Source organism: Brumimicrobium mesophilum (genome assembly GCF_003025005.1).
Lineage (GTDB): Bacteria > Bacteroidota > Bacteroidia > Flavobacteriales_D > Crocinitomicaceae > Brumimicrobium > Brumimicrobium mesophilum.
The window spans coordinates 1-15,533 of sequence record NZ_PVSS01000015.1 but is presented as its reverse complement, the minus strand read 5'-3'; the positions used below and the strand labels follow the sequence as shown (position 1 = coordinate 15,533).

Sequence of the window (15,533 nt, the reverse complement as noted above, 5' to 3'; positions counted from 1 at the left end):
TCTAACTTTGTATAAAGACAAAGATAAAAGGATAATGTTTTCAAATGAGACAAATTTTTAAGATTATAGAATGATGTAAAGAATCTACATTTTAATTGTACGAAAATGGGTGAAAGAAGGATAAAACAACATTGATGAATTATTCATCTATTCAGCAACTTTTAAGGTTCAATATATTTTCCGATTTTATTCAAAAAACATAGAGAAGGCTTGTTTTAAAAATCAATTGTTCGCCTAGTCATAGCCGTGTGCAATGCTTAAACTCACAAATTTTCCTTATAAATTAGAATATAGTATTTCATTCATTATCTTTGCAGAAAAATTGAAGATTATGAAAGGTATTATAAAAACAAATCGTGGAGAAATGAAGGTTGACTTTTACGACCAAGATGCTCCAAAAACTGTAGAGAACTTCGTAAAATTATCCAAAGAAGGGTATTACGATGGTTTAACATGGCACAGAGTTCTTCCTGATTTCGTTATTCAAGGAGGATGTCCAAAAGGAACTGGAACAGGTGGACCTGGTTATTCTATCGATTGTGAATTAGATGGAGGAAACCAACACCACGAAAGAGGAGTTTTATCAATGGCTCACGCAGGTAGAAATACTGGAGGATCACAATTTTTTGTATGCCACAGCAGAAACAATACTGCACATTTAGACAGAAATCATACTTGTTTTGGAATTGTTACTGAAGGTTTGGATGTAATAGACCAAATTAAAGTTGGTGATAAAATTGAAAAAATTACGATTTTAGAAGACTAGAATTCTAGCTCTAAGCATCTTTAAGTCCATTTATCGAATTGATAAATGGACTTTTTTTTGTCTCATTTTTATTATAAAACCTGGTGTGTTCTTTTACTTAAGAAAAGGAACATTTTGGGATATTTTTGAAGGTACTATGGCTTAAACTTGTTGAAGATTCCATTAACTGATCTTCATTCTTTCTATAATGAAGAAAACTAATCAGATCTAGGAGATACAAATTTAGCGCAACGCTTTTAGAAAGAACTTTGTCTAAGCTTGGCAACCCAATAAAATTGCTATTTTTCTAAAAGATTAATAAAAACTCAAAAAATACGATTAATGGAAAATTTTAATGAATACAATCAAAACAGTGATTTTAAAAACAATGAAGGACTTTCTGTAACAGCAAAAGAAAATTTAGAAAACTCATCGATTTATGTTAGAATTGTAGCTATTATAGCCATTGTAGGTGGTGCATTGGGTGCTTTAGGAGGAGTATTTCTATTGGTTGCAAATCCGATAATTGGATTGATCTACTTAGCTCTCTATGTCGTAGTAATTTATGTTTCCACTCTATTATTAAATATTGGCAAGAGCATTGATAGAGGAACTTTTGATATGGATAAATTTGCTACTAATTTCCTTAAGTATTGGAAAATAGTAGCAATCGTAACGATCTTTGGTATTGCCTTCACAATCATATCTATCGTTTTAGGCACTGCAGGAGCTTTGATGCCACTAGGTTAATAAAGAATTTCAGCAAGGGAAATTTTAATAATGAAAAAGATTACCCTGCTATAAATATGAATGCGTAATCACAACTTTTTTATCGACCAAGCTAAAAATTTAATCGATTAAACGATGATAAATTCATATTAATTAAAACATTTTATTATATTTACATATGAAATCTGATAATTATTTACTAATAATATTAAAAATACACCTCACCTGAATCAAAGTAAATTTTGATTAAATGGTACTTACACCTTAAACGTCTCAATAGTTTTAAAGTAAGATATTTTGAATAATTTTAAAGAGGGTTTAACTTTGGTTAGACCCTCTTTATAATTTAATCTACTTGCAATAATCAATTTTGTTTTTCCAAGAAAGTGCTCCTTGCAGGCCTCCTGTATGAATGAAAAGAACTTTTTGTTCTGGAGAAATTATTCCTTCTTTAAAATCTTTATGCATTTGATAAAATGCTTTTGCCGTATAAATCGGATCTAATTTTATATTTAATATCGAATAAATCCAATTGATGTATTCAAATAATTCATCGTTCACTTTAGCGTAACCTCCGAAATGTGAACTATTATGCACCTTTAACCTTTCCATGAATAAGTCAACAAAAGATTGGTCATTTAAAGCTGACAACAATAAGCCTTCTATATCTTTCTGTAAAAAACTACCTTTTAGGGCTGAAACAACATTTACTACTGATTTTTCAGAGGAACCAAGTAAAATTCCAGCTCCCGTTGTTCCGGTTCCACCTGATAAATAAATATGATCATAATCATTCAGAGTTTCAGACATCAATTCTTGACAACCTATTACTCCATAATAACTCCGACCACCTTCTGGTACAAGGAAAAAATTTGGATAATCGCTGTGCAATTGCTTAATGAAATAAGGTTCATCTTTTTCCTTGTAATCTGAACGGGAAATAAAAACCAAGTCCATTCCAAAAGAATGACAAGCTTTTAAAGTTTCATTGCTATTAAAAGATAATTCATCTCCTCTAACTATTCCTATAGATTTTAAACTGGACTCCTTCGCTGCTTTAGCTGTGGCCACTAAATGATTTGAAAAAGGCCCCCCGAAAGTAATCAGTCCTTCATTTTTTCTTTCCGCTGCTTCAAGCAAATTGTATTTCAACTTCCTCCATTTATTTCCAGAAATAACGGAATCTATTAAATCGTCTCGCTTTATGTCAAAAGAAAAAGGTTCGCCCTTCCCTATCGGAAGACGAACCTTTTCTATAATTGAATTTGAAGTATCTAACACTTCGTATTTTTTAAGATTATTGTTGTTCTTTCAACTGTTCTTGAAGTTGTCTCATTTGTTCTTCTGAAAACTGTTGTTGCTGCTGAGGTTGACGAGGTTGAACTAATGTTCCAGGCTCACCAGATTTTATTACTTGAATTTCAAATGTCAAAGTTTCAAATGGTTGAATACTTTGATTTCCTTGTTCACCATAAGCTAAATCATAAGGAAGAACCAATTTATAACGTCCACCTTCTTTCATTTCTGGAATAGCCAATTGCCATCCTTTAACTACACCATTCAAAGAAAATGAAGGTGCTGGTTGATTATTTTGAGATGATGACATGAAGCTGTTTTCTATAACATCACCATTGGAATTACTCAAAATATAATGAGCTTGAACATCTGCTCCTTTTTTCACTTTAGGTCCAGTTCCCTCTTCCAAAGTTGTTAAAATAAATCCTTCAGGATAAACCTTAGTATTTGGACGATTCTTAGCTTGTTCTAAAACTTCCATACCTTTTGCTTTCACTCCTGCGTGACGTTCTCCTTGAGACAATACTTTTGAATAGATTGTTACAGCCGAGAACGGTTGAATAACATAGTTTGGAGAATTCGGAGCTCTTAAACCTTCTTCACCATAAGCTAATTCATGAGAAGTGTGAATTGTGTAATCACCACCAACCTTCATGTGTTTAGCAGCAATTTTCCATGCTTCTGGAAAAACTATATCATCCGCATTTACAACCTGTGCATTTTCTAAATCAGACAATTTTGGATCAGTCAACGTAGAAATAATTGTATCTCCCGCTATGTTTGTCATTGTATAAACAATGTTGTACTCACCAGTTAAATCAATTGGCGCTCCTGTACCCTCTGCATTTTCTAAAAGAATATAACCTTCTTCTTTCACATCATGTTTGTGCTTTTTAGCCATTTTATTCATGAACTCTTCTCCAGCGAAGTTGTTTAAATCATTGTTAAAGTTCATAATCATTTGCTGACGTTCTTCAATAGGAATCAAAGTATCAGTTTTGTTCAAAGAATTTGCAAAACCTATTCTTGCAATATCTGGGTTAATTTCATCCATTGCGTCTTTTCCAACTAATGAATTTCTCAACATTTCTCCGAAAATAGAACCATAACAATGAGAAATTTCACTCATTTTGTGTTTCGTAGTATCTATTCCATTTCCATTCGAAAGAGCAGCTTCAAGAATTTCTCTACATTCAACAGATTTTAAATTCTCTTTAGTTAAGTACTGATAAAATCCATTCTCTAATTCAGCTTTGTTTAACTGCGCAAAAATATCTTCTGGAACATTCGTAAAGTTTGTACCCATATCTGCACCAAGTGCATAAGATATTTTTTGTTTAAAGTCTGTTAAATCAAGCTCAGAGGCATCTTTCGGAGAAGATGTGCAAGCAAAGAATAACGCTACTAACGGGATAAAAAACATTTTTTTCATATAATTATTACTGTTTATTTTCGATTTTAAATTAATTGCAAAGAAAAAGACTTTATTTGGGAATATTGACTTTATAGTTGCTTATTCTCCAAATAAAGAGTCTACAAATTCTTTTTTATTGAATGGCTGTAAATCTTTCATTTGTTCGCCAACCCCAATATATTTTACTGGGATTTTCATTTGGTCTGAAATACCAATTACAACACCACCTTTGGCTGTTCCATCTAATTTTGTAATGGCTAAAGCATTGATTTCTGTGGCCAATGAAAACTGTTTTGCTTGTTCGTATGCATTTTGACCAGTTGAACCATCTAAAACCAATAAAATTTCATGAGGCGCTCCTGGAATAATTTTCTCCATTACACGTTTGATCTTAGTTAATTCGTTCATCAAATTAACTTTGTTGTGAAGTCTACCTGCAGTATCAATAATTACCACATCAGCACCTTGTGACTTCGCTACTTCCAGCGTTTCAAAAGCTACAGAAGCTGGATCTGCTTGCATACCTTGCTCAACTATTGGAACCCCAACTCGGTTGGCCCAAATAATCAATTGATCAACAGCCGCAGCACGGAATGTATCCGCTGCTCCAAGAACAACCTTCTTGCCCATGTCCTTAAATTGATAAGCCAACTTACCGATAGTTGTTGTTTTTCCAACACCGTTCACCCCAACAACCATTATAACATGTGGATTATTTTCAGGATGTGTAGGAATATCATAATCGATATCACTCGTATTGTTTTCTTCCAAAAGCGAAGCAATTTCACTTCTCAAAATCCCTTTAAGCTCAGATGTATTTACATACTTTTCTTTACTTACTCGTTCTTCAATACGTTGTATGATTTTAATCGTAGTTTTTACACCAACATCAGAAGTGATCAGAACTTCTTCTAGTTCATCTAATACCTCTTCATCAACTTTGGATTTACCAACAACTGTACGAGTTAATTTAGATAAAAAGCTGTCTTTGGTCTTCTCAAGTCCTTCATCAAGCTTCTTCTTTTTATCCTTTCCAAAAAGTCCAAATAATGCCATAATATAAAAAAAGAAAAGCTTCCTACCAGAGGCAAGAAGCTAATTAAAAATATTTATTTAAATAGAGTATTCAAATACTATTTGGTGTTTTTTAACCAATCTTGTACCTCTCCATTTAGGACTATTGATTCACGGAATGAATAAGCTCCTCTTTCGTTTTTCACCATCTTGATCACTTTCGTGTGGGCTTTACCACCTCCAGTTTGAATAGATGCTACTGATTTCTTTGCCATAACTCAACTATTTAATTTCTTTGTGAATTGTCATTTTCTTAAGAATAGGGTTGAATTTTTTCAATTCCAAACGCTCTGGCGTGTTTTTTCTATTCTTAGTGCTGATGTATCTTGAAGTTCCAGGCTTACCTGACTCTTTATGCTCAGTACACTCTAGTATAACCTGAACTCTATTTCCTTTTTTTGCCATTTTCTTATTTTTCTAGTGTAATAACTATATGCAGTTATCTACTATTTTAAATATCCTTTCGCCTTTGCCTCTTTCACACACGCAGTAATACCATTCTTGTTGATAGTACGTAACGCCGAAGTCGAAACTCTTAGGGTTATAAACTCTTTCTCTTCTGGAAGATAAAATCTCTTCTTTACTAAATTAGGGTAAAACTTACGTTTTGTTTTTTGGTTGGAGTGAGAAACATTGTTCCCAACCATTACTTTTTTCCCTGTTAACTGACAAACTCGTGACATATTTTAAAATAGTTTATGCTAATTACAAAAGCGGCTGCAAAGAAATATAAATTTTCTCTATTAGCCAAGGTTTTAAAGATTTTATTTCACATTTCTGCAAAAAACCAATCCCCATTTTTAATGGAATGCAAATATAAGGCAATCAAACAAAATATGCAAGTATTATTTTAAATTACATCTACTTTTATACTAAAATTGTTTTGTTAATAAAAATTAGTCGCGGCGATATTTCATTTCACTGTTTGAGTTCACCGCAGTTAGTGTGCGATTTATCTCAACCTTACCCGCACTCAGAGAACTGGCCTGAACTAATCCTATTCCAAAAGTACTCCTCTATTCTACTCCGAAATCAATTAACTTATAAAAAACTTCGGTGCCTTTCTGAATATCAGTAGTGTCAAAATTTTGAATGGTAAAGTCTTTGAAATTCTTTTCAACCAATCCAACACCTTTTGCATAGACTTCGTATTTCACACGATAATCGACCAACGAAAAAAAATCCTCGTAATTCACTTTGCATGTCTCTTCAAAATCAAATCCATTAATCACTTGATTTTCATCAACGTTGGAATAAAAAACCTCTTGTTCGTCCATTGAATTAAAGGCATTTACATCCCACTCTTCATCATTCTTCACTGAAAAGACCATTTTTATTAAACGCTGATTTTCCTCAACCACTTCACCACGCGACCCATCTAATATTCGAGTCCAAACGCGTTCATCTATCAAATCTCCAGTTTGTAAATCATATCGATATTGAAAAAATTTTTGATTTACCCTTCCTACATTATCCAAAACATCTTCTCCAATCAGCGTTTTTAATCTGTAGCGATTGGTATCGTGTTGTGGGATTATGTTAACATCATGAAAAACTTCAGTAACCTCATATTCAACAAATGCACCTTGATTTATTGGAAAGTATTCAAAACCAAAATCAACACTAGCTTTCTCCTTGCAAGCAAACAGTCCGAGCAGTAATGCACTAAATATGATTGTCTTTTTCAATTGAATGGTTTAAATTATAAAGTAATAAATATATTCTAATTATTCGGATTAACTCCTTCCTTTTGTAATTTCTCTAAATATTTGGTAAGAATATCTCCTTCTAACTGAACACCATTTCTATAATAAATACGCCCTAATTCTTTTCCTGATTCATCATAAGTGATCCACCAACCGTGCTTCTTCTTATTTTTCCATCGCTCTTCAATCATGGTTTTACCATTCGCATGATTTTTTAAGATCACACCATTTAAAGCACCGTCTAAATACTGACCTTCAGATTTTATTATACCATCTGGAAAATATTCGACGAACTTCCCTTCTGGCTTTCCATTTTCAAAGTTAGTTTTTCTTAAAATCAATTTTATTTTGGGATTTTCAACTGCTTCACGACCATAATACGTAATGCGCTCGCCGTGCAACAATCCATTTTTGTAGGTTTCGGTAAAACTATAATGTCCCGTAGGTAAAAAATGAGTCCAAACACTGTCCTTCTTTTCTCCTTTATAAATTCCGTGAGCAATTAATTCTTTTGTTGTTTCATAATAAAATGCTTCAGAACGATTACTATTTTCATCATGGCTTATTATAGAACGAACTTGTCCTGTTGGATAATAAAAGATAAATTTCCCTACAGGCTTGTCATTCTTAAACTGACCTTTATAACGTATGTCATCAGAATCATCATAAGTTTTCACCCAGTCTCCCTGCTTTTTCCCTTGCGCATCAACCTGATTGATTTGGGCAAAAGAATTAAACCCAAAACTAATGGTGAGGATTCCACTAAAAATTATTGATTTAAAAAATGAGTACATCTGCAAGTTCATTTAAATTATTTACTTTAATATCTGGTTCAATCGTGACGATTTCCGCTGAATGAATTAGTACAGTTTTCATTCCAAGATTCATTCCAAATTGAAGGTCCGACCCAGTATCACCAACCATAATCGATTTTTTAAAATCTATTTCTGGAAATTCATTCTGGGCTTCAATTCCCATTGCTTCATTTGGTTTTCTTCTGTCCATTTTTGCACCTCTTAAATTTGAGGCATAAAACACTTTATCCACAATGATTCCTTCCGCTTTTAAAGCTTTGCACATTTCATAATGAATTGTATCAAGTGTAGTTTCAGTCATTATTCCTTTTCCCAATCCTTGCTGATTAGTAACGACAATAATTCTAGAAAATTGCTTTGACATTTTTTTTAAACCCTTAAAAACAAAAGGTAAAAATTTAAAATCCGAAGTTGATGTGATGTAACCTTCAAAATTACGTTCATTAATCACCCCATCTCTATCTAGAAAAAGTGTCCATGAAGAATCAATCTTAATTTCAGGCATTTTTAAACTTCAGTTTCTATGAGGTAAACGTTTCTTGATGATGAGTTTCTCCCTATTAATTCGGCAATAAAACCAGCTAGGAAAAACTGACTACCAATAATCATTGCAGTTAAAGCGATATAAAATTCTGTTCGCTGAGCAATTAATGGAGACAAACTATCTGAGAAAAAGCTAACTATTTTATCAATCCCTAAATACAATGCAAAAGCGAATCCAATTAAAAATAAAATTGTTCCTATTGCTCCAAAAAAGTGCATTGGTTTTTTACCAAACTTTCCAATAAACACAACAGATAGTAAATCAAGTGGACCATTTACGAATCTGTTCAACCCAAACTTTGTTGTTCCGAATTTACGTGCCTGATGTTGAACTACTTTTTCGCCAATCTTACTAAAACCTGCAAACTTGGCCAAGGCTGGAATATAGCGATGCATGTCTCCATACAATTCAACACTTTTTACAACAATGGATTTATAAGCTTTCAATCCACAATTAAAATCATGCAAATAAATCCCTGTCAGTTTTCGTGCTGTCCAATTATATAATTTTGTAGGAATAGTTTTGGACAAAGGATCAAATCTCTTCTTTTTCCATCCAGAAACCATATCTAAATCGTCTTCTTTTAGCATGCGAACCATCTCTGGAATTTCTTCTGGTGAATCTTGTAAATCAGCGTCCATTGTAATTACAAATTCTCCTTTTACAGCTTCAAAACCTTTTTGTAGTGCAGCAGACTTTCCGTAGTTACGCTGAAACTTAATTCCTCGAACACATTCATCTATAGATTTTAACTCCATGACAACATCCCAAGATCCGTCTTTGCTCCCATCATCCACAAAGATAATTTCGTAGGTAAAATTGTTCTTTTGCATTACAGAAATTATCCATTTATGCAATTCTGGTAGTGATTCAACTTCATTATAAAGAGGAACAACAATAGATATTTCGATTTTTCTATCCATGAGTGAGCAAATATAAAAATTTCTTTTGTTGAAACTTGTTTCAGATCATTTTAGGTGATTATTAATTTTTAATTCTGCACAAACTAATGTCACCTTACCTATAATAAACCGATAAGTATCTAAAATCCACAAACACTTACAAAATTTTAATTTATATTGCATGCAATAAAAACAGTTTACAATTTTCTATTTTATGAAAAATGCAGCATTTTTTCTTTTTCTTTCTTTTATTATCTCCATTCCACAAATGTATGGACAATATGAAAACGCTATTTCAAATCAAGTTTTAGTGAGAATGCAAAAAGGTCAAGACCCCTATTTCATGCTAAGAAATACACCAGCTCATTTTGAAATAAATGTAGAAAGCATTTTATCTCCTCACGCTGACATTTGGTTACTAGATTTTAACGACGCCCAAACTGATATCGCTGAAGTTTTAAGTTTACTACAAAAACAATCCTCTATATTATATGTGCAACCCAACAGAAAAGTTGAATTGAGAGCTGCACCAAACGATCCGTTTTATGGGTCACAATGGCACCATTCAAATATTGATTCGGAATTAGCGTGGGATATTACAACTGGTGGAACAACTCCAAATGGAAAAGAAATTGTTGTTGCCCTTATAGAAAGTGCAGATTTATTAAATCACGATGACCTGAGTGATAATCATTGGGTAAACACTGAAGAGATTCCAAACAATGGTGTTGATGACGATGGAAATGGATACATTGATGATTACAATGGTTGGAATGTTTCTACAAATAACGACAATATTGGTGCTGGATCCCACGGTACAAGTTGTGCAGGAATGATGGGAGCTAAGGGAAATAACGATCAAGGAGTATCAGGAATTAATTGGGATTTAAAAATAATGGATATTGCTGGATACTCAAGTCCGTTTACAGAAGCAAACATAGTAGCTTCTTACAATTACGCATTAAGTGCAAGACTTTTGTGGAATCAAACCAATGGTGCCAGAGGAGCTTTTGTAGTAGCAACAAGCTCTTCTTGGGGAGTTGATGGTGGAAACCCTGCAAACTACCCAATTTGGTGTAGCTTTTATGACGATCTAGGCCAGGCAGGAATTCTAAGCATTGGAGCAACTACAAATCAAAATCAAGATGTTGACACTTTTGGAGATGTGCCTACAACGTGCTCAAGCGATTATATGATTAGTGTTACAGCCACAAATAACAATGACATTATTGATTTTGCAGGTTACGGAGACCAAACTATTGATGTTGCCGCACCTGGTTCTTCCATTTTCACAACTTCTCAGAACAATTCTTATGGATCAACTTCAGGAACATCATTTGCATGTCCATTAACCGCAGGATTAGTTGGGTTAATGTACAGTATTCCGTGTTCAAGTCTTGAAACCATGGCTATAAATGATCCTTCTGGAACTGCCGAAATAGTTCGTCAAGCGATGTTTGCTGGAGTGGATCAAACACCACACTTACAAGCAAGAACAGTAACTGGAGGAAGAATAAATGCCAAAAACTCTTTGGATGAATTAATGAATATTGTTTGTGGATCATGTATGCCACCAACAAACATTTCCACCATAAATGTAAATGATTATGATGCAAAAATTTCATTTATCGACACCGCTGTTGTCAATGATTATTTAATTAACATTCAGGTAGCTGGTTCTGGAAACTGGTCTAACTATACATTTCCAGATACGTCATATTTAATTACTGGTTTAACAAGTTGCACAAGCTATGAATATACTATTTCTACAATTTGTGACGGAGAAATAGGTAGTCCATCACAGATTTATTCATTTACAACTTCTGGATGCGGAAGCTGCATTGAATTACCATATTGTGCAAATGAAGCGAATGTTAATTCCACTCCTACTTTAACCGTTTATCATCCTAATTCAATTAGCGGAAGCTACACTTTTGAAGCAACTACCAATTGGGGAGGCGATATTGAAAGTGGTTATGTTTTTGGCGAATTAGTATTAGTGGATGACGGAACAACTTCTCCTAATGAGGGTTGTAATGCTTTAATAAACGGAACGGCTTTAAACGGAAATATTGCAATAGTAGAAAGAGGAAATTGCAATTTTACAGTGAAAGCAATGAATGCACAAAACGCTGGTGCTACTGCCGTAATAGTCATAAATAATGGTCCGGGAACCATTGATATGGGAGGAAATAGTAATACGGTTACTATTCCTGCAGTTATGATTTCTCAAGCAGATGGAAACACTTTAATCTCAAGTATCAACAACGGTGATCAGCCAAATGCACTTTTAGGGGTACAAAATGAATGGATAGAAGAATTTGAAATTGATGGAAACATTTTTTCCAGTGGAGATAACAATGGTTACATTTTTAATGACAATTCATTTAATTTAAATATCGGTCAAAACTATCCATTTTCTTTAACTCCAGGATTTGATGGTCAAGCCTTAGAAGAATACACGAGAATATGGATAGATATAAATCAAAATGGAGTATTCGACAATTCTGAATTACTTTTTGACCAAGGAATGACTTCAACAGGTGCTGTAAATGACAATTTCACAATTCCTCCGTCAGCTACTTTAGGCAAAACTAGAATGCGTGTTCAAATGGCTTATCAAGGTGCTGGAGCTACAGGATTACCAGCTGAATGTGGTAATTTTGACTTCGGTGAAGTGGAAGATTATTGCATTGAAATTAGAAGCGGGATAGCTTGTGGAATTGTTGTTAATCCCACAGTTCTTGACCCAACATGTAATGAAGTTCAAGATGGGGCAATTGCTCTTAATACTTCTGGTGGTACTCCAGGTTATACTTTTATGTGGAATAATGGACTGAATTCCGAAAACATAAGCAATTTAAACACCAATAACTATTCAGTCTTAATAACAGATGCAACAGGTTGTGACACAACGGTTAATTTCTCACTTATTTATGACACTCAATTATCAATTAATGAAAACATAACCCCTCCTACTTGTGAAAATGCAACAGATGCTTCTATTACAGTTAATGCTTCTGGTGGAACAGGATTCACATATCAATGGAACAATGGTCCAAATTCAGATACATGGAACAATATTGGAAGTGGAAACTACCAAGTTACTGCAACTGACAATATTGGTTGTGAGATTACCTCGCAATACAATGTTTTGACTCCAAATGTACCTTTGCCTACAGCTGGTTTTACTGCAGATCAATTTGATTTAGTTATAGAATTCACCAATGGCTCACAAGGCGGTGTTTCTTATTTATGGGACTTTGGAGATGGAAATACATCCACCGCATTCGAACCAACTCACACATACGCAACAACAGATTTATACGATGTATGCTTAACTGTTTATGGAGATTGTGATACAGTTGTAACCTGCAATTCTTTCAATATTCAAAATGTCGGGTTAGACAATCAAATCTTGTCGCATGGAATAAAACTCTTTCCTAATCCTGCTTCTTCGAGTATAACAATAGAAAAAGAGAATGACGACATAAATAAGGTGATTGTCTACTCTTCTACCGGGAAAATTGTTGAAGAAATCAATCTATTAGTAAATAATCAAGAAGTTACTATTGAAAATTGGTCAGCCGGGATTTATTATTTCCACTTTATCACTAATAAGGAAGAATATGTATTCTCAAAACGATTGAGTGTGGTGAAGTAATTGAGAATTGACAATGATCTCGGACGGTTTACTAACCGTCCCTTCATTGCAACACCGATTGATGGTTATTATAAAAAACTCCTAAAAAGAAAAAGAGGAATAAATGCTAAACACTTATTCCTCTTTTTGCTAAACCATGCTAAAACTATAAAACCAGGTTATTCTATTTACACTAAAATAACCTTGATGCAAATCTAACTATTTATTTCTGATCAGAACATAAAAATTCAAATTTTAACATTTATTTTTTCTGGAGTATCTTTTATTATTAATTAACCGAAACATTTTAGTGTTTTTTCTTGTCATTGACTATTGTAAACTCTACTTTTGGCGACATTAACCAAAGTAGAAAATCTCGCGAACATGAGCGTATTAGTAAATAAAGAATCAAAAGTTATTGTCCAAGGTTTCACAGGAAGTGAAGGAACATTCCACGCAGGTCAAATGATTGAATTTGGAACCAACGTTGTAGGAGGTGTAACACCTGGAAAAGGAGGACAAAAGCACTTAGACAAACCAGTATTTAACACAGTTCAAGATGCAGTTGACAAAACAGCAGCTGATGTTTCTATCATTTTTGTGCCACCAGCTTTCGCTGCTGATGCAATTATGGAAGCTGCAAATGCGGGAATTAAAGTGATTATCTGTATTACAGAAGGTATCCCAGTAAATGACATGATCAAAGCAAAAGAGTACATCTCTGCTTATGACACACGTTTAATTGGACCTAACTGTCCTGGAGTTATTACAGCGGGAGAAGCTAAAGTTGGTATTATGCCAGGTTTTGTTTTCCAAAAAGGTTCTGTAGGTATCGTTTCAAAATCTGGAACTTTAACTTACGAAGCTGCTGACCAAGTAGTAAAAGCTGGATTAGGAATTACAACTGCAATTGGTATTGGTGGTGACCCAATTATTGGAACAACTACTCAAGAAGCTGTTGAATTACTGATGAACGACCCTGAAACAAAAGGAATCGTAATGATTGGTGAAATCGGTGGTAACTTGGAGGCAAATGCTGCAAGATGGATTAAAGAACATGGAACTAAGCCAGTTGTTGGATTTATCGCAGGTGAAACTGCTCCAGCAGGAAGAACAATGGGTCACGCAGGTGCAATTGTTGGTGGTGATGAAGACACTGCTCAAGCGAAAAAAGCAATCTTAAAAGAATGTGGTATTCACGTTGTTGATTCTCCAGCGAAAATTGGTGATAAAATGGCTGAATTGTTAAAATAACATTCAACAAATATATTTAAAAGGGAATCGAAAGGTTCCCTTTTTTTGTTTCAATAAATGACTAATTTTGAAATGCGGGTGCCTAAGACTGGTTCAATCACCGATTTTTATTTTTAATATTGATTGTCGAATCTTACAATCTCATTCTAAACAAAAGCGCTATTTAAACCTTATATTTAAAATATACAAAAACAACATAAAAATGGATTTAAAAAACAAGATAGTTCTAATCACTGGTGGGAATTCTGGCTTAGGTAAAGCAACGGCTAAGCTTTCTATTGAAAAAGGGGCAAAAGTAATAATCACTGGTAGAGACCACGATAAAACAAAGTCAGTAGCAGATGAACTTGGTGCAACTCCATTCAAATGTGATGTCACGAAAGATGAAGAAATTGATGCATTATATACTTTTATTGAAAAGGAATTCGGAAGATTAGATGTTTTGATTAATAATGCAGGAATCGGAATTCGAAAATCTTTGGTTGAATTAACAAGAGATGAATTAAGGCAAGTATATGAAGTAAACGTATTTGGTGCCGCAATGGTAGCACAAGGAGCAGCTAAAATATTCATCAAACAAAATGAAGGAAATATTGTAAACATAGCCTCTACTGCTTCATTGAAAGGTTATCCAACAGGTTCAATCTATTCCACTTCAAAATTTGCATTAAGAGGAATGACACAATGCTGGCAAGGAGAACTTAGAAAAAACAATATTCGCGTTATTCAAGTTAACCCAAGTGAAGTTCCAACAGCATTTGGAGACGAAGAAAACCGAACAGAAAGACCATTGGAAGAAAACAAATTAACTCCTGAAGATATAGCAATAACAATTGTCAATACTTTAGAAATGGACAAAAGAGCATATGTTCCCGAAGTAACAGTACATGCTACGAATCCATTTTAGAATTTAGGTAAAATCAAAAGTAGATTCCCTCCTACTTTATATCACAACGAAATGAGTCAGATAATCAAAGTTATCTGGCTTTTTTTATTCAACAAGTGTTTACTTTTTTTGTCCACCATTTCCCCCTCCGCCCTTTAGTTTTTTTACTCTTTTCAGCAGTCAATATTTTTGCGTGTGCTTCCAAGGTCGCAAGCACAAAATACTTTCCGGCGATAAAAAAAGCTGCATAAAGCTCTCGGCTGTTGTCAGGGAGGGAAATCAAAGTATATTGTTAAATACTCTGAAATGAAACGGAATGGACCAAGAAATTTAATAGATTTACAAAAAAAATTAAAACTATATCCTCATGAAAAATATTGTAACAAATATCATCACTGTAGTAGTACTGTTAGCTTTATCGTTTTCATGTAATAAAAAAAAGGAAGGACAATTGAAAGTACTTCTTACAGATGACCCTGCTAATTTTACAGAAGTAAATGTAAACATTACTGAAGTTTGGGCGCA

Annotated in this window: 15 protein-coding genes; 5 read left to right on the top strand and 10 right to left on the bottom strand. The window is 33.8% G+C overall.

What is annotated here, in order from left to right; genetic code table 11:
- The first annotated feature begins 331 nt into the window (after positions 1-331).
- Positions 332-766 (top strand): peptidylprolyl isomerase, encoded by a 435-nt coding sequence (locus tag C6368_RS14355; RefSeq protein ID WP_107040018.1) that lies wholly within the window; start codon positions 332-334, stop codon positions 764-766.
- 321 nt (positions 767-1,087) lie between these two features.
- Positions 1,088-1,495 carry a hypothetical protein gene (locus C6368_RS14350; protein ID WP_107039917.1) on the top strand — a complete coding sequence of 136 codons (408 nt, stop codon included), beginning with the start codon at positions 1,088-1,090 and terminating at the stop codon, positions 1,493-1,495.
- A gap of 330 nt (positions 1,496-1,825) precedes the next feature.
- Here C6368_RS14350 and C6368_RS14345 read toward each other — a convergent pair whose 3' ends face one another.
- From C6368_RS14345 to C6368_RS14300, 10 genes are all read right to left on the bottom strand, one after another.
- The gene (locus C6368_RS14345; RefSeq protein ID WP_107039916.1) at positions 1,826-2,755 is read right to left on the bottom strand and encodes a 1-aminocyclopropane-1-carboxylate deaminase/D-cysteine desulfhydrase; all 930 of its coding nucleotides are present in this window, start codon (positions 2,753-2,755) and stop codon (positions 1,826-1,828) included.
- A 16-nt stretch (positions 2,756-2,771) separates the two neighbouring features.
- Positions 2,772-4,193 carry an FKBP-type peptidyl-prolyl cis-trans isomerase gene (locus tag C6368_RS14340; protein ID WP_234369144.1) on the bottom strand — a complete coding sequence of 474 codons (1,422 nt, stop codon included), beginning with the start codon at positions 4,191-4,193 and terminating at the stop codon, positions 2,772-2,774.
- Positions 4,194-4,283: 90 nt separating this feature from the next.
- Positions 4,284-5,240, bottom strand: a complete 957-nt coding sequence (ftsY, locus tag C6368_RS14335; protein ID WP_107039914.1) for a signal recognition particle-docking protein FtsY — start codon at positions 5,238-5,240, stop codon at positions 4,284-4,286.
- Positions 5,241-5,317: 77 nt separating this feature from the next.
- Positions 5,318-5,473 (bottom strand): DUF4295 domain-containing protein, encoded by a 156-nt coding sequence (locus C6368_RS14330; protein ID WP_107039913.1) that lies wholly within the window; start codon positions 5,471-5,473, stop codon positions 5,318-5,320.
- A 7-nt stretch (positions 5,474-5,480) separates the two neighbouring features.
- The gene (rpmG, locus tag C6368_RS14325) at positions 5,481-5,663 is read right to left on the bottom strand and encodes a 50S ribosomal protein L33 (RefSeq protein WP_107039912.1); all 183 of its coding nucleotides are present in this window, start codon (positions 5,661-5,663) and stop codon (positions 5,481-5,483) included.
- Between the two features lie 41 nt (positions 5,664-5,704).
- Entirely contained in the window at positions 5,705-5,941 is a 237-nt protein-coding gene (gene rpmB, locus C6368_RS14320; protein WP_107039911.1) for a 50S ribosomal protein L28, read from the bottom strand.
- A gap of 333 nt (positions 5,942-6,274) precedes the next feature.
- Positions 6,275-6,946 (bottom strand): hypothetical protein, encoded by a 672-nt coding sequence (locus C6368_RS14315; RefSeq protein WP_107039910.1) that lies wholly within the window; start codon positions 6,944-6,946, stop codon positions 6,275-6,277.
- Positions 6,947-6,981: 35 nt separating this feature from the next.
- Complete coding sequence (locus C6368_RS14310; protein ID WP_159038616.1) at positions 6,982-7,758, bottom strand: toxin-antitoxin system YwqK family antitoxin; 777 nt, start codon at positions 7,756-7,758, stop codon at positions 6,982-6,984.
- Positions 7,742-8,284, bottom strand: a complete 543-nt coding sequence (locus C6368_RS14305) for a D-glycero-alpha-D-manno-heptose-1,7-bisphosphate 7-phosphatase (RefSeq protein WP_107039908.1) — start codon at positions 8,282-8,284, stop codon at positions 7,742-7,744. The genes C6368_RS14310 and C6368_RS14305 overlap by 17 nt, the downstream gene beginning before the upstream one ends.
- 2 nt (positions 8,285-8,286) lie before the next feature.
- Positions 8,287-9,234, bottom strand: a complete 948-nt coding sequence (locus tag C6368_RS14300; RefSeq protein ID WP_107040017.1) for a glycosyltransferase family 2 protein — start codon at positions 9,232-9,234, stop codon at positions 8,287-8,289.
- A gap of 205 nt (positions 9,235-9,439) precedes the next feature.
- Here C6368_RS14300 and C6368_RS14295 point away from each other — a divergent pair, with 205 nt between their 5' ends.
- The 3 genes from C6368_RS14295 (at position 9,440) to C6368_RS14285 (ending at position 15,029) form a co-directional block, all read left to right on the top strand.
- The gene (locus C6368_RS14295) at positions 9,440-12,889 is read left to right on the top strand and encodes a S8 family serine peptidase (protein ID WP_107039907.1); all 3,450 of its coding nucleotides are present in this window, start codon (positions 9,440-9,442) and stop codon (positions 12,887-12,889) included.
- Positions 12,890-13,252: 363 nt separating this feature from the next.
- On the top strand, positions 13,253-14,122 hold the full coding sequence (sucD, locus tag C6368_RS14290; protein WP_107039906.1) for a succinate--CoA ligase subunit alpha: 870 nt from the start codon (positions 13,253-13,255) through the stop codon (positions 14,120-14,122).
- Between the two features lie 202 nt (positions 14,123-14,324).
- A complete protein-coding gene (locus C6368_RS14285) occupies positions 14,325-15,029 on the top strand; it encodes an SDR family oxidoreductase (protein WP_107039905.1) in 705 nt (234 codons plus the stop codon).
- Positions 15,030-15,533: the final 504 nt, after the last annotated feature.

Coding starts and splice junctions, on each gene's coding strand:
- C6368_RS14355 (WP_107040018.1), top strand. CDS start 332: ATGAAAGGTATTATAAAAACAAATCGTGGAGAAATGAAGGTTGACTTT.
- C6368_RS14340 (WP_234369144.1), bottom strand. CDS start 4,193: ATGTTTTTTATCCCGTTAGTAGCGTTATTCTTTGCTTGCACATCTTCT.
- rpmB (WP_107039911.1), bottom strand. CDS start 5,941: ATGTCACGAGTTTGTCAGTTAACAGGGAAAAAAGTAATGGTTGGGAAC.
- sucD (WP_107039906.1), top strand. CDS start 13,253: ATGAGCGTATTAGTAAATAAAGAATCAAAAGTTATTGTCCAAGGTTTC.
- C6368_RS14350 (WP_107039917.1), top strand. CDS start 1,088: ATGGAAAATTTTAATGAATACAATCAAAACAGTGATTTTAAAAACAAT.
- C6368_RS14330 (WP_107039913.1), bottom strand. CDS start 5,473: ATGGCAAAGAAATCAGTAGCATCTATTCAAACTGGAGGTGGTAAAGCC.
- rpmG (WP_107039912.1), bottom strand. CDS start 5,663: ATGGCAAAAAAAGGAAATAGAGTTCAGGTTATACTAGAGTGTACTGAG.
- C6368_RS14305 (WP_107039908.1), bottom strand. CDS start 8,284: ATGCCTGAAATTAAGATTGATTCTTCATGGACACTTTTTCTAGATAGA.
- C6368_RS14295 (WP_107039907.1), top strand. CDS start 9,440: ATGAAAAATGCAGCATTTTTTCTTTTTCTTTCTTTTATTATCTCCATT.
- ftsY (WP_107039914.1), bottom strand. CDS start 5,240: ATGGCATTATTTGGACTTTTTGGAAAGGATAAAAAGAAGAAGCTTGAT.
- C6368_RS14285 (WP_107039905.1), top strand. CDS start 14,325: ATGGATTTAAAAAACAAGATAGTTCTAATCACTGGTGGGAATTCTGGC.
- C6368_RS14310 (WP_159038616.1), bottom strand. CDS start 7,758: ATGTACTCATTTTTTAAATCAATAATTTTTAGTGGAATCCTCACCATT.